The sequence below is a fragment of the uncultured Xanthomonas sp. genome (assembly GCF_964278005.1).
GTDB lineage: Bacteria > Pseudomonadota > Gammaproteobacteria > Xanthomonadales > Xanthomonadaceae > Xanthomonas_A > Xanthomonas_A sontii.
Genome location: NZ_CAXYKF010000025.1, coordinates 1 through 23,191, shown reverse-complemented (window position 1 = coordinate 23,191; position 23,191 = coordinate 1). Strand labels below are relative to the sequence as shown.

The following is a 23,191-nucleotide window of genomic DNA, read 5'->3' as shown; positions in this document are numbered from 1 at the left end:
ATCACGGGGATCCGCGGAAGGGGCATCCTGCCCCTGCCGCGGACGGCGTACATCCATGTACGCCGCCCTTCGGGTTTTTCCCCGCGCTGGCCGCCGCTTCGGAAGGGAACCCGATAAGGCAAAGGCAACAACCAAAGCAACCGCAACCGCCATCATGGAACTGCAAGCCCCGCGTAGGAGCAGCTTCAGCCGCGACAAACGAAGCCGCGATGGTCTAAAGACCCGACGTGCGCCTAGCGCCCTATCTTTCTCCAAGATGCTTCCTCCCATGGCAGCAAACGCTTCACGCGCGTGCCTGCCGTGTCCAGCACGGGCAATATCCACCTACAGCAAGCCACCGCAGCCCCACCGGCGCTCGGGCTAAGATGCGCGCGGTGACCACCTGCGCCCGCTCCCGCTGATGTCCGGCATCCCGGCCGCCGTGCCGACGCCCCCGCCGTCGCTGCAACAGCAGACGCAGCGCCTGCTTACGCAGGTGCAGCAGGCGCAGTCGCGCCAGGCGCAGGCCGATGCGGATATCGAGCGGCATCTGCCGGCGGTGGAGCAGGCCGTGGCCGCGATCCGGCGCCGGTTCGCTGCGCACGCCAGGATCGCGGCGCGGGCGGCGGTACGGCGCGAGCGCCGCCGCGCCTGGGGACCGGCGCTGCTGCTGCGACCGCTGCTGCCGGACTGGCGCTGGCGCGCGGCCTTGATCGGCATGCTGGTGCTGGTCCTGCCGTGGACGAGCGCACACTGGCTGGGCGAGACGCGCAGCTTCCTCGTCTGGTGGCGCCAGGTCGGCCTGCACGGCGATGGCGGCCTGCTGCTGCAAAGCCTGCTGCCCTCGTTGCTGGCATACGGTCTGCTGGTCGTCGCCGGCGCGCAGTTGCTCGCCTGGCACCACAGCCACGCCGAGCGGCGCGCACTGCAGGCGTTCGTACGCCTGCCGCTGGCGCTGGTGCAAGTGGCCGATGCTGGGTCGCGCGATGCAGGGACGACGTATCCGGTGACCCGCGCGCCATGGCCGCAGCGCGCCCTGCACGGGCGCTGGCCCATTCCTGCCACGCAGGGCGACCTGTCCGCTGCGCGGCTGCTGGCCTTGCACGACGGCAGCGAGGACCCGCGCCTGCAGGCGCTGATCGTGCTGCCCGATGCCCGCCATGCAGCGGCCCTGATCCTCCTCGACGTCGATCTGGCCGCCGACGCTCCGCCGTCGCTGCAATCGCTGGCGCTGGCACTGGCCGAAGACGCCGCCGTCGATGTCGCACCGATCGCCGCGCTGCACGACCACGTGCAGGCCTGGGAGGTCGCGCGCGGCCAGCAACGCGCGCTGCAGCAGCGGCTGCAGAGCCTGGATGCGGTGCAACGGCACTGGGCCGACGTCGCCCTGCCCGACACCACGCTCGACCAGATCCTGAAGCTGGTGGACCTGTTCGTGTCCGGGCGCCAGCCGGCGCCCAAGGGCATGCTCCTGCACGGGCCGCCGGGCACCGGCAAGACCCTGATCGCGCGCAAGCTCGCGCGCCACGCCGGCTGCCATTTCGAGGCGCTGGGCGTGGCCGACCTGAAGGCCGCGCACGTCGGCCACACCGGTCCCAAGGTGCAGGCGATCTGGCAGCGCTGCCGCGAGCACGCACCGGCGATCCTGTTCATCGACGAATGCGAAAGCGTGTTCGCGCGCCGCGGCGGCACCGACAGCGACAGCTTCGGCGCCGAACTGGTGCAGACCTTTCTCGCCGAATGGGACGGCTTCCATGCCGCGCATGGGCAGGTGCTGGTGATCGGCGCGACCAACCGCCCGGCACTGCTGGACGACGCGATCCTGTCGCGCTTCACCGCCAGCATCGCCATCGGCCTGCCCGACGCCGCGGCGCGCGCCCGCATCCTCGGCGCCGAACTGCGGCGTGCCGGTTTCGCGCTGGAGCCGGACACGCAAGTGATCGCCGACAGCAGCGGCCTCTCCGGCCGCGACCTGCACACGCTGGTCGCGCGGGTCGCGGCCGAGTGCGTCGACGGCGCGCTGGACAACCCCACCCTGCTCGCCCAACTGCGCGCGCTGCGCGGCAAAGGCTCTACCGCCGTCGCCACGCTCGGCTGGGACGACATCGTGCTGCCGGCGGCCACCGTCGAGGAATTCGTCGGCCTGGGCAAGGAACTGCGCAATGCCGAGACCCTGGCCACGCTCGGCGTGCCGGTGCCGCGCGGCATCCTGATGGTCGGCCCACCGGGCACCGGCAAGACCCAGGTGGCGCGGATCCTCGCCAGCCAGTCGGGCCTGGCCTTCATCGCCCTGAGCAGCGCCGACCTCAAGGCCGGCTATCTCGGCCAGTCCGGCCAGCGCGTGCAGGCCGCGTTCGAGCGCGCGCGGGCGCAGGCGCCGTGCATCGTGTTCGTCGACGAGCTCGACATCGTCGCGCCGGCGCGCGGTGCCGACGGCGACGACGCCTTCACCCGCGAGATCGTCGGCCAGTTGCTGCAGGAACTGGACGGCGTCGCCAGCCATGCAGGGCAGGTATTCCTGCTGGCCGCCAGCAACCATGCCGCCGCGATCGACCCGGCGCTGCTGTCGCGGCTGGACCGGCAGATCGTCATCGCCTTGCCCGACCGCGATGCGCGTGTCGCCATCGTCGCGCACCTATTGCGCGGCAAACCGCTGGATCTCGATGCCGACGCCGCGGCGGCCTGGATCGCCGATCGCAGCGACGGCCATTCCGGCCGCGACCTGCACAACTGGATCAGCCGCGCCATGCGCCGCGCCGTCCGCCGTGCTTTGCAGGACAGCGACGACGCCTCCGGCACGCGGCTGCAGTGGGACGACCTGGTCGAGACGGCGAACGCGACGACGTAGACACCTCGCGGGAAGATGCAAGCGCGGGATGCGGAACCAGGAGTGCCGGCTAGAGTTCCTGTGGGAGGGGCTTCAGCCCCGACGCCATGGCCCAGACAGAACCCGGTTTTCCAGACGCGCCCGCCACCAGCAAATGCCGGCGCCGGTGCGCGAAAGAAACGCACGACCTGGTTACAGAAGCGCCGTACGTCCACACAACGCCCAAGAAACCGTCAACGGCTGACGCGACGAAGCAAGCACAGCCAGGTGCCCTGGCTGGAGTCCGTGTGCGAGGGGCTTCAGCCCCGACGCCATGATGCCAGACAGAACCGGGCTTCCACGACGCGCCACATCTGCCGGCAAGCAAAGGATGCCGCTGAGCAAAAAATCACATTACCTTGTTGCAGCCGCGCTGCACGTCCGCGCAACGCCCACCCGGGCATCATCCGCAAGACAACACCGGAACCGCACCACGTGACTTACCTCGCCTCTTCCCTGCCGCCGCGCGCCGAAGCCATCATCGTGATGGGCGTCTCCGGCAGCGGCAAGACCAGTATCGCCCAGGCGCTTGCGGCGCACTACGGGATCACCTTCCTGGACGCCGACGATTTCCACAGCGCCGCCGCCAAGGCACAGATGGCGCACGGCATCCCGCTCAGCGACGCGCAACGCGCACCGTGGGTCGCGGCCCTGGCGCAGCGCCTGCGCGCGTCGGTCGATGCCGGGCAGAGCCTCGTGCTGGCCTTCTCCGGCCTGCGCAAGGCACACCGGCAGCAGTTGCGCGATACAGGCGTACCGATGCGTTTCGTGTTCCTGCACGCGGCCGCGCATGTCATCGCCGAACGCCTGGCCGCGCGGCATGGCCACTTCATGCCACCGGCGCTGCTGCAAAGCCAAGTCGACACGCTGGAACTGCCGCTGGACGAGGCAGACGTGATCTCGGTGGACGTGGACGCACCGTTCCCCACAGTCGTGGCCGATGCCATCGCGCAACTGGATGCGAGCGCCGCGATCGCCTAGCGTGTGCCTTGTCGGCATACCCTCAGCCATGCGCCCGTTTGTGGCGATGCTGACTCAGCTTGCCCATCGTAGGAGCGGCTTCAGCCGCGACGAACGAAGCGAAGGTCCCTGAGGAAATGCGTTCGTCTCCGAGCCAAAGCGCCTTTCGTCACCAGCGCATTGCGGCCTTTCACTCGTGACGGCGGGCAAGGCACTGACCTTCTTGCAGCCTGTAGTGCGACGATGCCTACAAGCGCCACGCTACCCGCGGCGCTTCGCCCGACCCACCACAAAGCGCGACACGTTCGGCTCGTCGGGCACATGCCAGCGCCACGGCGCCTCCATCGCCTTGCTGATGCCGATTCGTGTGGTGACGACTGGCGCGACAGGCGGCGGCGTCCCGTCCTGCCCCAGCCAGAGGAGCGACCGCCGCGTCGTCAGGTCCAGCCCGTTATCCGTGCCCGTAACACCCAACGCCTTGGCCAGGCGCCCCGGCCCACGGGTGAGATCGGCTGCGCGCACCTCTCCGCGTGCCGACTGCATCGCCTCGATCCCGGCCACCGGCGCCAAGGCGCGGATCAGCACCGCATGGCCAGGCGCGCCACCGCATACCGCATTGAGCGCCCAATGCATGCCGTAGATGAAGTACACATACAGATGCCCGGGCGGGCCGAACATCACCCGCGTGCGCGGGGTCATGCCGCGGAACGAATGCGCCGCCGGATCCTCCGCACCGCAGTAGGCCTCCACCTCGACGATGCGTCCGCAGCGACCGTCGGCGGTGACAAGCAGTTTGTTCAACAGCTCCGGCGCCACCACGCGCGCATCGCGCGCGTAGAACGCGCGTGGCAGTGGCGTAGCGGCTAGAGGTTCCATCGGATCAGTCTAAGCCCTGCATCGCAGGCGCGGAGTGAGCCGCGGCCGGCGCAGCCCACACCCATTACGTCGGTCTCCCGACCGCAGCGCATGATGCTCGTTGTGGGAGGGACTTCAGTCCCGACGCATAAAGGTGTCCGGTATCGGGACCGTCTTTCTGATCTCCGACGGCACAATGCATCGAGGTAAGCGCTAAAATCTCACTCTTCCGAAACAACGGCGGACGATGCCGCCGCCACGCGAGCACACAGGGCATGCCCTATTTCGCTAGATGCAATGCCAAGCGACATATGCATCCAACCCGCTCTCTCACTCCTGCGGAACTTTCAACTCCTTGAGCAATTGCGGCGCCGGATACACCTTGGCCATCAACCAGCGCAGATAGCGCATGTCCACATGGATCGCGCGCTTGTAGCGCGGGTCGTACCACCAACTGGCGCTGACCGCTTCCCAGTTGCTGTCGAAGTTCAACCCGATCAACTCGCCGCGCGCATTGAGCACCGGCGAGCCCGAGTTGCCGCCGGTGGTGTCCAGATTGGTCAGGAAATTCACCGGCTGCGTCTTCGACTGCGGATCGACCGTGCTGCCGAAGTCGCCCTTGGCGATCGCCGCCAGCAGCGGCTTGGGCGCATCGAACGGTTCCTTGCCGGTGTTCTTCTCGACGATGCCGGCCACCGTGGTCAGCGGCGCGAAGCTGACCGCATCGCGCGGCGCCAGCGGCTCGACGCGGCCATAGCTGATCCGCAGCGTGCTGTTGGCGTCCGGATACACCGCACGACCCTGCTGCTTGCGCCAGGCGAACAGCGCACGCATGTAGGCCGGGCGCAGGCGCAACTGCTCGCCGTCGCGCGCTTTGCGTTCGTCGTCCAGCCGCAGCTGCGCCGGCACCAGCGTGGCGGCCAGCGCCAGCAACGGATCGGCCGCGGGTGCCTTGCCCTCGCGCGCCGCGGCGAAACGCGACAGACGCTCGGCCTCGGTGCCCAGCGCCGTGCCGGCATAGGCCTTGTCCAGCGCCGCCTGCAATTGCGCTGGGGTCCGCCCGAACGCCGCATCGAACTCCGGCACGCGTTGCGCATCCGGAAGTTGCTGGTAGCGGGTCAACAGCGTCGTCAGCAGCGCCTTCTCCACGGTCGGCGAATAACGCCGCTGCACCTGCTTGAGCATGCCCTCGATCAGCGCCAGGTCGCGTTGCTGATAGCCGCTCTCGCGTTGATCGTCCGGCTTGCCCGCTTCCAGCCGCAGCCGCTCCAGCGTCAGCGCCGAACGCAGCGCCTGGGTCTGCGTGGCGATCAAGCCCAGCAGCAGGTCGCGCTCGCGCAGCGCCGAGGCCTGGCCGAGCACCCTCTGCAGCGCGGCGATATCGCGCACATCGCTGCCATGGGTAGCCGCAAGCATGCCGCGCTCGTCCTCCGCGCGCAGCCGCACCGCATCGCTGCGCTGCAGCCCTTCCAGTTCACCAGCGGCCCGCTTGCGGTTGTTCTTCAGCGACTGCAATTGCGAGGCGTAGCGCGTACGCGCCTCCGCATCGGCCTTGCCCGCCGTCTCGATCACCCCGATCAACTGGTCCAGCACCGCCACCCGCTGCGGCAGCGTCGCCTCGACCTGCTCGGCGAACTCGGCCGCCGTGCGGTGCCGATAGGTGATGCCGGGGTAACCGGCCAGCATCGCGAAATCGCCGGCCTTCGGCCCATCGGTGGCGATCTGCAGATGCGCCGACGGCTGGTAGGGCACGTTATCGGCGCTGTAGTCCGCCGGCTTGCCGTCCTTGCCCATGTAGGCGCGCAGCAAGGTGAAATCGCCGCTGTGCCGCGGCCACATGAAGTTGTCGATCTCGTCGCCGTAATTGCCGATCGCCCGCGGCGGCGCATACACCAGGCGCACGTCGCGCAGCTCCAGTTGACGGATCCGGTAGAAATCGGTGCCGTAGTACATGTTGGCGACGCTGCAGCGCACCCCGGCCTCGTGCTCGCAGTCGGCGACGATGCGCTTGCTCGCCGCATCCACCGCATCGTAGTAGGCGCGCCCGGTCTTGCCCTTGGCCGGCCCCAGCACCTGATCGGTGACCTTGTCGAAACCCACGGTCACCAGCACCCGGAAATCCGGATTGGCCGCCCGCTCGTCGGCGCGATCCCGCGCGATGAACCCATTCTCGATCAGGTTCTCTTTGGCGGAGGTGTTGTACTGGATCACCCCGTAGGCGACATGGTGATTGGTCAACAACAACCCGTCCCCGGACATGAACGACCCAGTGCCGCCCCCGACCTTCACCACCGCACTCAACGGCGGCTGGGTCACCTCGGCAAGCGCCTGGGGATCGCCCTGGAAGCCTGCCTCATGCAGCGGCTTGGTCAGCGCCGGCATCTGCGATGGAATCCACATGCCTTCGTCGGCGTGGGCAGTGTGGGTGAGGACGAGGCTCAGGGTGAGAGAGGCTGCAAGTTTACTCGGGGCGCGCATAGTTTAAATAAAATAAGCTCTGAAATTAGTTGGCTCGCATTCGGACTACAAGCTTATTAAGATCTTCATAAATTTTGTCGACCATAGACTTTTCGGCTTTGTCCATGAATCAATTGCCCTATGAAATTATAGACGGCCACATGGAAGGCATGGCAGTCCCAGACAAGATGACCATACCCCCAACTCAAGGCATGACTATTAATTTCAAGCACATCTATCCTGCAATCAGCAACCAAGGCTTCACTTTAACCAAATAAAACCTCCTTATGGATAAGGATAAAAATTCATAAAAATTTATTCTAAAAAAAGTGAACCCACTGTCGCCATGCTTTTCAAGCATCTTATTTTCATTAATTTCCCAGATATCATTCACCCAGAAATAACTTTTGAAGAAACCATGATCCTCTCTAAAAACTGAATTGCGATCCATTCTATCAACAAGCATTGTGCGCACTTTATGAATGGCATTTTTTGCGTTGTTAGCTGACAAGAAGAAGGTTGTTTGAAAGCCGCCTAGCTTTCCCTCCAGCACTGGAGCATGCACAAAATTCCCCTCTACTTGCACTTGGTAAAAGCGCATTTTCATCTACTTTCCATTAAGCTTTTTGTCAAGCTGTTTTGCCTCAATTCGACCTTCCACACGAAAAACACCTTGAAAACCTTGTGATCTAGCACGCTGTGCATCAGCTTGAAAAAAGTTTGGGCCATTTGGATCAATTTGCTCATAGGCTCCATACCAAGTTTTTCTGTGATTCACAATGTCGCCCGACCCAGAAGTAAGAGAAACAGTCGGATCAAGCAAATCTGCAGCCTCCGCGGCCTTATCAAGCGCACCAGCTATTGCAAACATGCCTACTCCTAGCTTTCCCCAGAACGAATGTCCTCTTACACCATCTGTTTGATAGTGCGGCAGCCCCTTTTCTCCGTCCTCAAGCTCATGAGCAGCATGCTTGAGCTGTCCATCACGTCCATGCGCAGCTGTTTCAATCTTACTTGCAACTTGTCTGCGGTCAGCTACGATATTTTTCTCGGCTCTTCTAGCGCGAACCGCTTGCTCTTGAGTCAAGCGAGCAACTTTACGTAATTGAGTGCTACCCAATTCAACAAGCCAGGCGACCTTCCCTTTTCGCCCATCAGGATCGATGAATCCGTAAGGGTTATTAACCGCATAACTATAGCGATTAAAATGATTCAGGTCACCATCATAAGCAGTGACCGGATCTACACTTAGGAATACCCCCAACAGTGGATCATAGTACCGCTGCTGCATGTAGGTCAGCCCAGTTGTTGCATCCATAATGTGGCCTGTGTAACCAGGCCCATCCACAATTGGACGATTCAACAGACTGCCATAAGGCTCATACTCGCTATGTTCGATGACGTTGCGATCCTTGTCCGTCACCAAGACAGGAGACCCAAGCGCATCAGTATGGATATAGCGCACCGTCTGCGCCGAGGCGCTGAAGACGACGAGCAATGAAAGGGCGGCTACAGCCATCAGGCGCAGTGCCGCATGAATCCCCTGGAAATTTGACATCACTCGTCCTTGCGAGTTGGAACCATAGACGCGCGATGTAGAGTCGACTTTACTCATGGAAGTCGGATCGACAACGCTTCCCCTAGCAACATTACGGTGCAACGTCCCAGCGAAATCTCGATTCAGACTCCGCCAGGGCGGGCTTACTTCAAATAGACCTCGACGATATCGCAACCATTGGTCTGCACATCGATCTTGCGCTTGTTCACTAACGCCGTCATCAAGACCGCTAGTAAAGCCTTGCCACCTGGTTGGTCGTCTTGAAAATGCAGAACGTGGTTTCCGGATGTGGCCTTGCATTCCGCTGGCGTGTCCGACAGCCAGACAAAATGGTCGGCATGAGCCTGGTATGTGCCCAATTGCACGACGTCGAGATTCTGCATCGATTCGTTTGCTGATGCTTGCCAACTCATGAAAGCAAAGAGCAGGAAGGCAATTCTCTTAAGGTTCACACTCACTCCTTAACTTATATCAACCGCAAGTAGTTTACTTTTCCACTCCGGTTTCGTCGATAACTATTCTTCAAATAACTATAAGTAACGCAGACAAATTCTTACTTCTTCAGTCTTATTGAAATGACTTTCGTGCGGTTACCAAAGACGCAATTTCCGGAATCAACTATCAACTCGACGTCCGCATTGGTCGTAAAAGCTGCCAGCGCCATCGCCGTAAGCTCTTTGTACGCTGGATGGCTTGAAGTTATCCCAAAATCATTCAGGTCAGCCGGACATCCTGAGGGGCCATTACTAGAACTATGTATTGCCAAGCCCTCGCCATTCCAGTCATTCTCCACATAGGTGATTTTTCCCACCCATACAAGCTGTGTGGCGGCCTGCGCTTGGTAGCAAGCACTGGATACAAAGAGCGCTAACAGAAAGCCAACCAGTTTCGAAATCACAAATATCCCCTTGTCGATTCACAATCAATAGTAATCGCGCCTTACCGCCTAAATTTTCGGCAAGAAAGCAACGATTTGCAGCCAAATAGTCTTCAGCGCCTATCCATTCAACAACAGTTGATACAGCAACGGCACGATGTCCACCGCAGGCCGCTGGTCGTGCGTCACGTTCGAAACAGCGGTGCAGTTGCCGTCTGCCGTGCATGCAGTCACGCGATACGAGTAGGTCCCTGCCGGCCTGGCCAACGAGGTCCAGTTGCCCTGGCCGCCGTCGTACACCGAGGTCCAGGTCACGCCATCCACGCTCTCCTCCACCACGTAGCGGGTCGCGCCGGAGACCGGGTTCCAGTTCACGTAGTCCTTGACCGAGAGCGTCTGCCCCAGCGGCCAATCGGCTTCGGCGACCAGGCTGCCGCCCAGCAGAATGTAGTCGGTGGACTTGGACTGGCGCTGGTTCTTCTGGAAGCGCAACGCCCCTGACTGATCGTATAGCGAGCCGATGTTGCCGGCGCTCTGCAGCGCCAACGTGCGGCGGCCGTTGCCGTCGTAGCGATAGGTCTCCTTGCCGGTCGCCTGGCGCAGGCGGTTGCCGTAGTCGAACACGAAGGCCTGGCCGTTCTTGTTGCTGAGGTTGCCCTGCGAGTCGTAGCTCATGCCGATCACCGTACTGCCGCCGCAACTGCCGGTCTTGACGTTGGTGAGCTGCCAGTTGGCGTCGTAGCAGTAATAGTGGTCGCGACCCGGCGCAACGACGTGGGTCAGGTTGTCGAGGACGTCGTAGCTATAGGTGGCCGTGCCGAACATCGGCGACTCGGCCTTGATCAGCCGGTCCATGCCATCGTAGGTCATGGTGCGGTTGCCGCGCTGATTGCGCCCGGTCGCGCCGTCGCTGATGGCCGCTACGTTGCCATTGGCATCGTAGTCATACCCATCGCTGAGGAACGCCATGCCGCCGTAGGCATCCTGGCTGGTGTCCGGCAACTGGCGCGCGTTCTGCGTCAGGGTGTGGACGATGCCGTTGCCGTAGGTGAACTGCTTGATTGCGCCGTTCGGGTAGTAGCTCACGCCGGTGGCATAGCTGCCCGCCTGGGTCGGTTGGCCCAGGGCATTGGGCGCGTAATCCACCGCCTGTCCCGATGGATAGCGATGCGCGGCCAGATTGCCGTTGGCATCGTAGGCGTAGCCCAACGCCCAGGTCTCGCCATCGGCCTGGCCCTGGCTTTCGGCGATCAGCAGGCGGCGCTTGTTGTAGGCGTAGCTGTTGTAGGTGGCGACGCCGTTGTTGGTGGTGGTGATCTGCTTGACCGCGCCATCCGGCCAGTAGCTCCAGGCTTGGTTGCCATTGCCGTCCGGGAAGCTCAGCGCCTTGATCCGGTTGCGCACGTCGTAGCTGCGATCGACGCGGCGGCCGGAGGCAAAAGCCGAGTCCGCATCGCATGAGGTGGTGCTGGGCAGCGACAGGCCCGCCGCACTCCACACCAGATTGCCGGCAGCGTCGTAGCCGTTGGCGGTGGCACCGGTTTCCGGTTCCACCGTCTTGCACAGCTGCTGGTAGGTGTCGTAGACATAGCTGCGGGTCACCGACAGGGTGCCGTTGGCGTCGTGGCGGCGGATGGACAGCGGCTTGCCAAACAGGTCACGGCTGATATCCGTACTAGCGCCTTCCGGATGCTGGATCCAGACCGGCGTGGTGTAATCGGGCTGATCAAAGACTTGGTAGCCGGTCAGGGTCTTGTTGCCGCGTGGATCGGTCACGCGGGTTTGATTGCCTGGCAAGTACTCCGTCAACGTGGTCAGTGCCCCGCCCAGTTCGCTATCCTGAGAAACGGATGTCTTCCGCCCCAAGGCGTCGTACGTATTCCAAGTGCCAGTGCTGAGCGCGTCGCTGCTGCCCGGATAAGAGGAAAAGGTTATGCGGCCTTCGTAGTCGTAAGCGAAGCGTTGGAAACGCTGAGTCGATGCGGTGGAGGCGGCGTCATACTCGCGGGTGACGATCGGCTGCCAGAACGCGTCGAAGTATGTGACCTTGTTAGCGTTGCCGGTGGAAATCGTCTGACGCCAGTGGCCTGCGCCCAGCCCGTATTCGTCGCTCTGAACCTGCTGAAACGACTGCGTCATCGCATTCCATGGAACGCTGTCGCCGCTCGGATAGTTAATACTTGCGACACGGCCCATCGCATCATAGCCATACGACGTGACATAACCGTTCTGATCAGTAACCGAGCTAATCCAACCGTTATCGTCGACATTTGCAGTCATATGGCTGCCGTCGGCATAGCCGATCGATTGCGGCACTCCACGCTTCCATGACGAAAGTGCCGTCATTTGATTATTGCCATCCTTAACGGACGCCAGAGTGCCATCAGCATTATACGAAAGTGTCTGCTGCAGCTTTCCAAATGCCCATGCCTGGTAAGGCATGGCATTGCCATCATAGCTGGTCTGCGACACGACCAAGCCACTATTGTCGTTGCTCAGCTTCGCTACTTGTCCAAGAATCCAGCGGCCTGTGTCGTCGTAGTATTCCGTGGTATTGGTCCGGCTGTGCCACGGGCTTGAAAGGGTCACGTTACGCACCCGAGCCATTGCATCGAAGCTATTATTAACAGACGTATAGGTGTCGCCCGCCTGCTGCTTACTGCTGCCGATCACAGGCCGCACCTGCGCTGTGCTGGGGTCGTCACCGTTGTAAATAATGCCGTAGCGCGGAGCGAAAGGCTGGTTGGCAACTTGGTCGGTCGTCATATAATCGGTTCTGCTGACGCTGACGACATTTCCTGAGGCATCGAGCACGGTGCTACCAAGCAGCCTTCCTTCATTTAGCGCGTAAAGAAAGCCATAGCGATACTTGATTTTTGTCTGGTCGGGATTGGTCAGCACCACTTCCTTTTCAGTTGGACACGTCGTACAGGGATATGCCGCTGCCGATCCACTCGTACCCCACAGCGATTGACGACCGCCACCATAGCTGTACGTCCATTTCAATGGCGCAGAAAGACCAGGTCCAGTGATCGTTTTACTATAAAGCGATACAACATCAAAAAAATTTGGCGTTGCAAGTTCATAGTAGTACTGCTGATTATTGTTATTGATTCTTTTTATACAGGCACTCATATGTACGCCACTGCGAAAGCGGCGTGTGTTGCTGAATTGAAAATTGCCTACAGCTCCACTCGGATGCGTGACCGAAAAAGAAAATTCTGCGGGCACTGCTGGTGGCTGCTCGCTGCATGTCGAATTTGAGTTCCCATCCCACGCTATGTACTCGGGGCTGAGCGCATTCGAATATGCATAACCCCAGCTGCTGCCGTCCGGCATCGTGACAGAGGTAAGACGCACCTGTCCTTCAACGGTACCATAACCGTAAACCCAGCTTCGCCCTGCAGATGTCGCAGTGCTGAGTTGCGCGCCATTGTAGGATAGTGAAATCTCTCGACCGTCGCTCGACCAAATTCGCGTTGGATGACCATCTGCGTTGTACTGATATTGCACTGTATTGCCGAAGCGATCCTCGACCTTGCTTGCGAGAAGATAGATCTTTGTTCGACTCACCTGTGCAGTGCTGGCAGAACCCAACTTTTTTTGCATTATGCCAGCCAGGCGACTGGTCGCGATATCGAAGTAATAACGGATACCGGACGTCGTTGTGATCCGATAGCCTTCTCCAGTAAGGCCACTCTGCATCGGGATACAGTCAATCGCATCTCTCTGACTTGTGGTCCATTTCCTCCCGACGCCGTCGGATGGCTTCGGCGTTTGAGATTCCAGCCCCAACATGGTGCGATCGCCGTCGCCTGGTATATGGACCGTATTTCCCTGCCAAACGTCAGTCAGCATAAAAGCGGCTGGAACGCTCGGGACCATCGATCCACTGCAGCGTTGATCCGACCAACCAGAACCAGGAAACGTTCCGGAGATATATGGAACATCAATGTCCCAGGCTCCGGCGCCTTCAATGTTGGAGTTGAAGTTAGTCGAAGTTCCAGTCAAATGAATTTCGACATTGAAACGACGTTGCAAACGAACAGGGAGCGCACTGTTACCAGGCACATTGATGTCCGTCGCGGAGAATTCTGTCTTGCCGTTGTATAAACTCACACTCTCACCAAAGAGATCACTCTTTAGTGCAGTGAGATTCTGGGAAGACTCAATGCGCTTACGGTATTCTTGATATGGCTCTGTTGCCTGGGCGCCAAAAATAGACAGGCATACAACCGCCACAGCGCTGACGCTGCAGACATGACCGATCTTGAAGCTCACTTTATCCCCCTGTGCTTCGCTGCAACTAATTTTCTTCCGTGGCTCTATGCCGAACAAACTGCCTGCCCACGCATCGAGCACCCCTGTGCTTCTGTAATTGTCTTCACATCGCCTGAATTTGTCAACGAATTGCACCACTGCAACATGGTGATTGTCGTAGCAGAAAATGCAAGCGCAGTTAAGACCGGGATCAGGTCCCAGCGCTGTCAGCTAAGCTCCCAGCCTGACGGCAATAGGCATTGCCCATGCGTCCTGTCTGAAGTCATTTGTTGCCGGCGTGAGACCAGACCGCGAACCGTGAGTGTGACCTTGTTCGATCGGTATCTTGTGCTGACAGCAGTTGCTTATCTTGCACCACGCACATCTCAACAGCTGAGATTTGGTTCAAGCGCTTGCTTTGGAAGATCATAGATTCCGCGAAAGGAGCTAACCGCATTAATTTCTTTTTCCGCCAGAATAAAACGCTCGCTACTTCTCCTTCCGCCAATTCACCGACCCACGGTTCTCCACCGTGCTCGATTCCACTTCGGCATCGAAGCCCCGGCCGAGCAGATATTTCAGCGTCAGCACCGAGCCGCTGCCGATCAGCGATACGCCGTAGCTGACGTAGAGTTTTGGCGAGAGGTATTTGCCGAAGCCCACCACCGAGCCGCCGAGAGCGCGCGACTGGCTGACGCCGGCGTCGTCGAAGCCGAGCTTGGCGCCGAGTTGCGAGGCGAGCAGGCCGCTGCCGGCCGACAGGGCACTGGCCGCGGCAGTGACCTGGTCGGCCTCGGCGCTGCTGGTGTTGCTGAGGCTGCGGCCGAGTACCAGGTAGGACATCGCCTCCGATTGCGACATCGACGGGTCCGACCACACGTCCGCATGCGGGGCGGTGGCGCGGCCGGTGACGTCGATGCCGGCGGTGACGTCGCCGACCTGGCGCTGCGCGCGGATGTTGATGCGCGGGTCGGAGACGATGTTGTTGCTCCAGGTGAGCTGGCCGCGGGTGATGGTCAGGTCCTGGCCGTACGCCTTGTATTTGCCGCTGACGTCCAGCCCGCCGGTGGCGGTGGTTTCGCGGCCCGGCCGCGAGCGCACTTGCATGGCGCCGGTCAGCGCGCCCTTGAGGCCGAAGCCGGCCATCTTGACCTGGTCGCCCAGGGTCACGCGCAGGTCCATTTCCAGCGGCGAACTCGGCGCGGCCTCTGGATCGGCCGGGTCCAGCACCACCACGTCCTCGGATAGCGAGGTGCCGCGGTCCAATCGCTCCAGATCGATATCGGCCGAGGGCACGGTGACCTGGCCGCTCAGCATCATCGTGTTGTTGGCGATGCCGAACTGCAGGTCGGGGTTGGCCACCGCGCGCAGTTCGGCGGTGTTGGACACCAGCACGTTGGCGCCGCGGATGTTCAACTGCAGCGGCGTGCGGTCGCCGTACCAGGACAGCCCACCATCGACGTTGAGCGTGCCTTCGCCGGACTTCACCGAGGCGACGATGCGCGCCGAGCCGTCCGGCTGCGCGTCGAAGCGGCCCTTGCCTTCGCTCAGGGTCAGGCCCAGCGCCGGCAGTTCGCCGGTGAAGTTGCTGAGCGTGGCGTCGCCGCCCATCGCCGGCTGCGAGCGGGTACCGCGCAGGCTGACGTGGCCTTCGACCAGCCCCTTGGGCCGCACCAGATCGGGCGAGAACAGCTCCAGCCAGTACAGCCGCGCCATGTTCATGTAGATCTCGCCGGTCAGCGGCGCGTACGCGTCCCAGCCGGTGTCGACGGTGGCGTCGACGAAGCCGTCGCCCTGGAAGCCGATGCCGAGCTTGGAATGGATGTGCTGGGCGCTGAAATCGGTGACGAAACTGAACTGGTCGTAGCGCAGCAGTTCGCCGCGCGCGTTGTCGCCCAGGCGCAGGCCGCCTTCGCGCGAGGCCAGGCGCAGCGAACCCTGCCAGGCGTTGCCGGCCGGCTTGAAGCTGCCGTCGATGGACAGGTCGCCGCGCAGGTACATCTTGCGGCCGCTGTTGGGCGGCAGCCACGGCTGCACCAGCGCCAGCGGCAAGGCATCGCCGCGCAGGGTCAGGCCCTGCTTCGGCCAGTCGGCGGACACGCACAAGGCGCCGCCGCTGCCCGGGGCCAGGCAGCTCTCGGACAGGCTGAAGGCGCTGCCGGCCACGCTGAAGTTGGCCGCCTGCCGCAGCTGCCACGGTTCGCCCTTGGCCGGGGCGATACGCAGCGTGTTCAAGGCGCCCTGCCAGCGCGCGCCATCGCGGCGCACCTGCCCGGCCAGGGCCAATGCGCCCATGTCGTTCTCGGTCTTGGCATCGAGTTGCAGGTTCTCCACCGCACCGCGCGCATCCACGCTCAGCGTCTGCAACAGCACACCGGCGTTGATCGCGCTACCGCGCAGGGCCAGTTCGCCGCCGTTGCCGCGCCAGGGCAGGCGCCCGCGCAGGCTGAGACTGTCGGCGCTGTAGCTGTCCCACTTCAGGCCGCTGCCGGTGAGGTCGGCGGTGAGATCGGGGGCATCGCGGCGGCCCTTGATCTGGACGCTGCCGCGCAGGTTGCCGGCGCCGCCGGGCAGCAGGTCGGCCAGTTGCAGCGGCTGCAGCTGCGCGTCGATGTCGAGCTGGTCGCCGACCTTGCCCTGCGCCTGCAGGCGGCTGTCGCCCAGGCTCAGTTGCAGCTTGCCCTCGCCCTGGCTGCCCTGCAGGGCGAGCTTGGCGCTGGCGTCGAGCGGGCGGCTGCGCAGGCGTCCGTTCAAGCGCGGGATGTCGAGCGTGGCCTGGTAGCCGGCGGCACTGCCGTCCGGCCGCGCCGGCAATTGCTTGCCCTGCGAGGCGAAGGTGCCGGACAGCTTGCCGTCCCAGCCCGGTGCGAAGTAGCCGGGGTCGAAGCCGGCCAGCGTGCCTTGCACGTCCCAGTTCAACTCCGGCACCCAGGCCACGTTGCCGTCCAGGTCGAGCGTGCCGCTGGGCATGGTCGCGCGCACTTGCTTCAGCTGCGCCTGGCGATCGTCGCCGCGCACGTCCAGCAGCAGGTTGGCACTGTCCTTGCCGCGGGCCACGCTGGCCTCGCCGTAGGTGGCCCATTGCTTCAGCGTGCCGGCCACGCCCAGGTTGGCCTCGACCAGCTTGATCGGCACCGCCGGTGCGTCCGGGGTGGACGGATCCGGCGCGCTGGCGAAGCTCATGCCGCTGGCGTTGACCGCAAAGCGCAGCTGCGCGTTGTCCGGGTCGCGCAGATCGGCGGTGCCGCGCAGGCGCAGTTGCCCGTCGAAGGCGCGCAGCTGCAGCGGTGCGACGGTGAGCACCTGGTTGTCCAGGCTCAGGTGCGAGGGATCGAGCACGAGCTTTTGCCCGTCGCGCGACAGTTCGCCCTGCAGGTCGGCATTGCCGCCCTTGCCCTTGGCACGCAGATCGAAGGCCAGCGGCACGGACGCCGGCGCATCGTCGGCCGGCGGCACCAACAGCGACGGATCCAGCGCCTTGCTGCTGGCGGCGAACTCCCACACCGGATCGGTGCGGCCGGTGAACACCAGGGTGGCACGCAGCGGCGCCGGGGCGTTGCCGGCGATGGCCACCTCCATCTTGTCCAGGTCGCCGCGCGCGACCAGGCCCAGGCGCGCCGGGGTGCGGCCGCGCGCGGCCGGCAGCACCGCGCTGGCGGTGAGGTCGGCCTTGTAGTCCTGGCCCGGCAGGTAATCGCCATTGACGCGGAAATCGCCGCGGTCGCTGTTCACCACCACCTGGGTGGCGTGGAACTCGCCGCTGGCCACTTCCACGCCGCCGCGCAGCGTGCGGATGTCGATCATCGGCTGCTGCGCCTGGGTGATGCGCAGGCCGTCGATGGCGATGCGGTCGGCCTGCAGCGCCAGCGGCACTTCGATCTGCGGCAGCGACTGCGGCCAGCGCGGCAGTTCGAACGGCTCGTCGCTCTTGGCCAGGTTGAGCGTGGCGTTGGTCAGCTCCAGCGCATCCAGTTGCAGCTTGCGCCCGAGCAGCGGGCGGATGTCCGGCTCCAGATAGGCGCGCTCGGCGGTGAAGTGGATCTCGTTGTAGCGGAAGTCCAGGTTGTGCAGGGTCAGCGGACCGGCCAGCGGCCCTTCGGCGCGCTCCCAGGTGAGCGTGGAGCCGGCCGGCAGCCGCGCCACCACCTGCGCCAGCAGCACGTCGCGCCCGGCCACGGTCTGCAGCAGCCAGTACAGCGCGATGACCGCCAGCAGCACCAGGCCGGCCACGGTCAGCGCCGAGCCCCACCAGAAGCGCTTGCGCCGGTAGAAGCGCGGGCGCCGCGGCGGCGGTGCGGTGGGCGACGTCGGCTCCAGCGGCGCGCTCACAGGTTGGCTCCGATGTTGAGATAGAGCTGGAACTGCGAATCGGGATCGTTCAAGCCATGGGCGATATCCACCCGCACCGGGCCGACCGGCGAACGCCAGCGCAGGCCGAAGCCGACGCCGGTGTGCCAGTCCGGCGTGTCGTCGAAGGCGCTGCCGCTGTCGACGAACACCGCGCCGCCCCACGGGCCGCCCTTGAAGTAATGCTCGTACTCGGCGCTGCCGGTGAGGATATGCTTGGCGCCGAGCGCGAAACGGTCCGGCCGCGGCGTGCGCGGGCCGACTTCTCGGAACGCATAGCCGCGGATGCTGTTGTCGCCGCCGGCGAAGAACCGCAGGCTCGGCGGCATCGCCACCAGCGCGTCGGTCCAGGTGCTGCCGGCTTCGCCGCGCAGGATCAGGCGGTCGTTGTCGCCGATGCCGTGGAACCAGTTCACCCGCATGTGCGCCTGCACGAAGCTGGCATCCGAGCCCACACCCTCGGCGCCACCGCGCAAGCTGATGTTGCCGCTGAAGCCCTTGCGCGGGAACACCTTGTCGTCCACGCCGACGTAGTCGGCTTCGATCTGCGGATAGAACAGTGTCGACGTCTGGTACAGCGCGCCGTCGAACACCTCGTCGGTGGCGTAGCGCCAGCGCTCGCGCAGCGCGTTGATCGAGGCGATCGCGGTCCAGTGCTCGTTGATCTGGCCACTGCGGCTACCGGTGAGCTTGACGTTGCGCAGATCGATGTAATCGGTCTGCTCGTCGTAGACGCGCAGCGAGGTGGTGTACCAGCCGTCGAGCCAGCGGAACGCCGGGATCCGATAGCTGGTGATGAAGCTCTTGCGCTTCTGCGCGTAGTCCAGCTGCGTGCTGAGCTTGTGCCCGCGCGCGTTGACGTAGCGGCGGTCCACGCCCAGGCGCACGCCGGCGCCGCTCTCGCTGCCGTAGCTGAGGCCGGCGGTGTAGATGCTGCGCTTGGCGCGGGTGAGATTGACGTCCACCGGCACATCGCCGTTGGCGTCGGCTTCTTCCGGCTTGGGCTGGATGTCGATGACGCTGAAGTAGTCGAGCTTGACCAGCGACTCGCGCAGGCGGTCGAGCTTGCCCTCGTGGTAGTAGCTGCCCTCCTTCCAGTACACCAGCGGATCGAACAGCTTCTGGTTGAAGTAGTCCTGGTGAAAGCGGATCGGACCCATGTTGTAGCGGCGGCCGCTGTCCCAGCTCAGGTCGATGTCGGCGGCGTGGTCGGCGCGGGTCACCTCGACCTTGCGCTGGGTGAAGTCGGCATCGAAGTAGCCGCGCTCGGCCAGGCGCCGGGTGATGGTGACCTTGCTGGTCTCGTAGACGCTGCTGACGAAGACGTCGCCCTTGCGCGGGCGGAAGTTCTTCAGGTCCTCGCCCAGGTAGCGGTCGTCCTCGGCCGGGCCGGTGATGCCCACCTGGAAATTGCGCACCCGCACCGGCTCGCCCTTGTCCACGTGCACCACCACGGTCAGCTTGTCGTCCTGGCGTGGCGCGTCGACGGTGATCTTGGGAGTGAAGTAGCCGAACGGCTCCAGCGCCTGCCGGGTCTGCCGTTCGGCCTGGCTCAGCAGGTACTCCAGGCGCGACTCGCCCTGGTCCTTGCCGATGGCGTCGTACAGCGACAGCGAGACCTGGATGTTCTCGATCATCGCTGCGTCCTCGTCCTTGTTCAGGCCCTGGATCTGCACCTTTTCGATGACGCCGCGGGCCTCGGCAAGGCCGGCCAGGGAGAGCAGGGACAGGACGGTGGCGAGACGGGGGATGGGTCGCATGGGCGTCAGAATACCGGCACCCCATGTGAAGCTGTTAACTAGACGTTTGTTACATGTGACCGGGATGTCGGGTGCACGGCATTTGCGCAGGGGCATCCGTGCTTTCCGGACTCACGGCATTCGGAGCGTCTACGCCGGGAACCGCGCTGCGCCTGCGCCCTTGCCAAGCCACGGCGACGGCGCCACGCTGACGCCTCGACCCGCAGGAACGCCGCATGTCCACCGTGATCGCCACCGCGCGCCTCGTACTGCGCCGACTGGACCCCGAGCGCGACGCCGCGCCGATGCTGGCCCTGCTCAACGACCCCGGCTTCCTGGCGCACATCGGCGACCGCGGCGTGCGCGACGAAACGCAGGCCAGCCGCTATCTCGCCGATGGCTCGGTGCGCAGCTACGCCGAGCACGGCTTCGGCCTGTATGCGGTGGAGCGTCGCGACGACGGCGCCTGGCTTGGTGTGGCGGGGCTGGTGCTGCGTCCGACCCTGCCCGCGCCTGATCTGGGCTATGCCCTGCTGCAACCCTATGCGGGCCAGGGCTACGCCAGCGAGGCGGCGCGCGCGGTGCTGGATTACGCGCGCACCGTGCTCGCGCTGCCGCGCGTCTACGCCATCGTGGCTCCGGGCAATGCGCGCTCGCTGCGGCTGCTCGCCACGCTGGGCTTCGTCGCCCAGGGGCGGGTGCGCCTGAGTCCGGAGGCAGCCGAGGTCGAACTGTATCATTGCGAGCTGGATGCACCCGAGGAGCACGCCTGAGCATGGACACCTTGCACACACTGCGGCTGTTCGCCAACTACAGCCAATGGATGAACCAGCGTCTCTACGCCGCGGCCGCAACCCTGCCGGACGCCGCGATCACCGAGCCGCGCGGCGCCTTCTTCGGGTCGCTGTTGGGCACGCTCAACCATTTGGTGGTGGCCGATACGATCTGGCTGCAGCGCTTCGCCCAGCATCCGGCACGGCACCCGGCGCTGCAGGCCATCGCCGCCAAGCCGGTCCCCACCGCCCTGGATGCGCCGCAGGCCGACTGCCTGGCGGACCTGCGGACGCAACGCGAGTCCCTGGATGCGACGATCGCCGAGTGGATGTCGCAACTGCATGCCGACGACCTCGACGTGGCGCTGCGCTATCGCAACACCCGTGGCGAATCGCACGGCCGGCGCTTCGGCGACCTGCTGCTGCACTTCTTCAACCACCAGACTCACCACCGCGGGCAGGCGACCACCCTGCTCAGCCAGGCGGGTGCCGATGTCGGTGTCACCGACATGCTGGCGGTGATTCCGCAGGTGGAGGTGGAGTGATCCTGCGATCGCGGGGCGCTGCGCTTGGTGCGTGCCTTGATGTTTAGGGCACCTGTAGTAACGCGCCTTGCCGCGGTTTTGCGGGGGGTCTGCCGCCGCTCCTACATGAGCGTTCTTTGGTTAACCAGAGGCTTCGTTTAGAAGCCCATCCACGCAGCGTCACTCGTGCGCGAGCTGCGCCTGCAACTGCGCCACGATCTCGCGCAGTTCTGCCACCTCGGCCTCCAGCGCCTGCACCCGCCCTTCCAACTCCTCGTTGCCCGGTGCGGTCGGCCGCGCCTTGAACGTGGCGGCCAGTGCCTCCGCGTCCACCGGACCGGCAAGCAAGTGCATGTAACGGTCCTCGCGCTGCCCGCTGGCACGCGGCAACTGCACCGCCAACTGACGCTGCGCCAGCCGTTCCAACTGGTGGCGGACGTCGTCCGCATCGGCGAAGCGCGCCATGCGCTCGGCGCGCGTCAGCAACTCATTGACCGTCTGCGGGCCGCGCAACAGCAGCAGGCCGAGCAAGGCCACCTGTTGCTGGGTCAGATCCAGCGCCGACGCCAAACGATGCTCGTAGCGCTCGGCGCGCGAAGAGAACTGCTGCCGCACCAACCCGCGCCCCTCCAGTTGCCGCAGCGCATGCTGCACATCGCCCGGACTCAAGGTCATCACCGGCTCACGCGAGGTCTTCTGATTGGCCGCCACCACCGTCGCATTGACTGTGAGCGGATACGCATCCGGCGTGGTCGCCTCCTTCTCGATCAGGCAGCCGAGGGCGCGGGCTTCGATGGTGGAAAGGACGGGGACGGCGGGGGTGTCGGTCATGGTATTGGCGTCTTGCTGGTCAGGGGCGAAGCATACTGCTTGAGAGTTTCGGCTCTGCGGGCTGCTGCCGTACCGATCTTGGTGCCGTGCCCGTGAAACGCTTGCGCGTCTGCAGGGTAGTGCTGCTGTCAACCGTGGTCAGGGTGCTGCTGTTGAGGTAGTTGCCGGCAAACACCGCCAGGCCATTGCCAGCGTCGAGCTTGGCGGCGGTCAGGTTGACGTCGTGGCCGGCGCTGAGCACCAGGTTGCCGCCGGCGGTGAGTGCTTGCTGTTCGATGTCCTGGGTCGTGGTGGTCGTGACGACCCTGGTCTTGCCCTGGCGGGTCTGGTCGCTGCTGAAAAATGTAGCATGACGGGCAGCATTCGATAATACCGCTATAAATTTTATGGATCAGATGGCATTTAAAAATCAACTCTCACGCCTATCAAAATTTTTATCTCTATCCATATCTGTTTTAAATCCAAATATAAGACCCAGCTCTAATAACTTGACAGCATTACGCCCTCGCAAAATAAAAGGACAACCCTCCAATAAGCACACAATGTTTTCATAAGCCAAGCCGTATTCACCCGCGCCTTCAACCCATTCCGTCATTTGCTCTATTTGGTCACTTAGTGACATTTCATCACCCGCAAATTCGGCACCAACCTCTGTCTGCTCAGCCAACTCACCAATAATGGCAAGTAGATTTTCTTCAATCAACTCGAAATCAAACTTCATGGCTTTGGATTCTTTGGTGTGTTAGTGGGATAAGAAGCCCTTTTTCTTCTTCTGCATGTCCTGCACGGCGTCGTGCTGCTCCTGTGCGGCGAGCAGGTTGACGTCGTTGCCGGCGGACACCGCCAACGCACCGGTCTCGGTGAACGCCTTGGCCGCGGTCAGGTTCACATCGTTGCCCGCCTGCAGGGCGATGTCGCCGCCGGCGGTGAACTCGCTGCCGTGGACGGTTTCGTCGCGGGTGCTGGTGGTCTGCTTGAAGCGCTTGCGCGTCTCCAGGGTGGTGCTGCTGTCGACCGTGGTCAGCGTGGTGCTGTTGAGGTCGTTGCCTGCGACCACCGCCAAACCCTTGCCGGCGTCGAGCTTGGCGGCGGTCAGGTTGACGTCGTGGCCGGCGCTGAGCACCAGGTTGCCGCCGGCGGTGAGCGCCTGCTGGTCGATGTCCTG

At 63.4% G+C, this 23,191-nt stretch carries 17 protein-coding genes; 4 read left to right on the top strand and 13 right to left on the bottom strand.

All coding sequences use genetic code 11. The features are described 5' to 3' along the window. Positions 1–400: 400 nt before the first annotated feature. Together ACHWVH_RS18265 and ACHWVH_RS18260 are read left to right on the top strand one after the other, a co-directional pair. A complete protein-coding gene (locus ACHWVH_RS18265) occupies positions 401–2,827 on the top strand; it encodes an AAA family ATPase (protein ID WP_394687708.1) in 2,427 nt (808 codons plus the stop codon). A gap of 453 nt (positions 2,828–3,280) precedes the next feature. Then, entirely contained in the window at positions 3,281–3,826 is a 546-nt protein-coding gene (locus ACHWVH_RS18260) for a gluconokinase (protein WP_394687753.1), read from the top strand. Positions 3,827–4,066: 240 nt separating this feature from the next. Here the strand turns inward: ACHWVH_RS18260 and ACHWVH_RS18255 are convergent, their stop codons facing one another. The 9 genes from ACHWVH_RS18255 to ACHWVH_RS18215 form a co-directional block, all read right to left on the bottom strand. Next, positions 4,067–4,681, bottom strand: coding sequence for a DNA-3-methyladenine glycosylase (locus ACHWVH_RS18255; RefSeq protein WP_295924230.1), 615 nt, complete (start codon positions 4,679–4,681; stop codon positions 4,067–4,069). A 309-nt stretch (positions 4,682–4,990) separates the two neighbouring features. Further along, positions 4,991–7,060 (bottom strand): S46 family peptidase, encoded by a 2,070-nt coding sequence (locus ACHWVH_RS18250; protein ID WP_295924227.1) that lies wholly within the window; start codon positions 7,058–7,060, stop codon positions 4,991–4,993. A gap of 292 nt (positions 7,061–7,352) precedes the next feature. After that, entirely contained in the window at positions 7,353–7,724 is a 372-nt protein-coding gene (locus tag ACHWVH_RS18245) for a hypothetical protein (RefSeq protein ID WP_295924225.1), read from the bottom strand. Then, positions 7,725–8,732, bottom strand: coding sequence for an RHS repeat-associated core domain-containing protein (locus ACHWVH_RS18240; protein ID WP_295924222.1), 1,008 nt, complete (start codon positions 8,730–8,732; stop codon positions 7,725–7,727). It lies immediately after the preceding gene. Between the two features lie 86 nt (positions 8,733–8,818). Continuing rightward, positions 8,819–9,127, bottom strand: coding sequence for a hypothetical protein (locus ACHWVH_RS18235; RefSeq protein ID WP_295921357.1), 309 nt, complete (start codon positions 9,125–9,127; stop codon positions 8,819–8,821). A gap of 101 nt (positions 9,128–9,228) precedes the next feature. Further along, positions 9,229–9,573: a hypothetical protein gene (locus ACHWVH_RS18230; protein WP_295924219.1), complete on the bottom strand. Its 345-nt coding sequence runs from the start codon at positions 9,571–9,573 to the stop codon at positions 9,229–9,231. A 99-nt stretch (positions 9,574–9,672) separates the two neighbouring features. Beyond that, positions 9,673–13,833: an RHS repeat domain-containing protein gene (locus ACHWVH_RS18225; protein ID WP_295924216.1), complete on the bottom strand. Its 4,161-nt coding sequence runs from the start codon at positions 13,831–13,833 to the stop codon at positions 9,673–9,675. Between the two features lie 468 nt (positions 13,834–14,301). Continuing rightward, entirely contained in the window at positions 14,302–18,141 is a 3,840-nt protein-coding gene (locus ACHWVH_RS18220; protein ID WP_394687707.1) for a translocation/assembly module TamB domain-containing protein, read from the bottom strand. Further along, positions 18,138–19,919 carry an autotransporter assembly complex family protein gene (locus ACHWVH_RS18215; protein WP_295924210.1) on the bottom strand — a complete coding sequence of 594 codons (1,782 nt, stop codon included), beginning with the start codon at positions 19,917–19,919 and terminating at the stop codon, positions 18,138–18,140. The genes ACHWVH_RS18220 and ACHWVH_RS18215 overlap by 4 nt, the downstream gene beginning before the upstream one ends. Before the next feature lie 215 nt (positions 19,920–20,134). On the opposite strand from ACHWVH_RS18215, the gene ACHWVH_RS18210 reads away from it, so the two are divergent. Beyond that, positions 20,135–20,671, top strand: a complete 537-nt coding sequence (locus ACHWVH_RS18210) for a GNAT family N-acetyltransferase (RefSeq protein ID WP_295924207.1) — start codon at positions 20,135–20,137, stop codon at positions 20,669–20,671. 2 nt (positions 20,672–20,673) lie between these two features. Continuing rightward, the gene (locus ACHWVH_RS18205; RefSeq protein WP_267084035.1) at positions 20,674–21,216 is read left to right on the top strand and encodes a DinB family protein; all 543 of its coding nucleotides are present in this window, start codon (positions 20,674–20,676) and stop codon (positions 21,214–21,216) included. Between the two features lie 159 nt (positions 21,217–21,375). On the opposite strand, the gene ACHWVH_RS18200 is transcribed toward ACHWVH_RS18205, so the two are convergent. The 4 genes from ACHWVH_RS18200 to ACHWVH_RS18185 all read right to left on the bottom strand — a co-directional run. Next, a complete protein-coding gene (locus tag ACHWVH_RS18200) occupies positions 21,376–22,026 on the bottom strand; it encodes a YceH family protein (RefSeq protein WP_295936030.1) in 651 nt (216 codons plus the stop codon). 19 nt (positions 22,027–22,045) lie between these two features. Further along, positions 22,046–22,267: a hypothetical protein gene (locus ACHWVH_RS18195; RefSeq protein WP_295936033.1), complete on the bottom strand. Its 222-nt coding sequence runs from the start codon at positions 22,265–22,267 to the stop codon at positions 22,046–22,048. Between the two features lie 168 nt (positions 22,268–22,435). After that, positions 22,436–22,747 (bottom strand): hypothetical protein, encoded by a 312-nt coding sequence (locus ACHWVH_RS18190; RefSeq protein WP_295936035.1) that lies wholly within the window; start codon positions 22,745–22,747, stop codon positions 22,436–22,438. Positions 22,748–22,768: 21 nt separating this feature from the next. Next, the coding region (locus tag ACHWVH_RS18185; protein WP_394687706.1) for a hemagglutinin repeat-containing protein at positions 22,769–23,191 on the bottom strand (423 nt) is incomplete at its 5' end.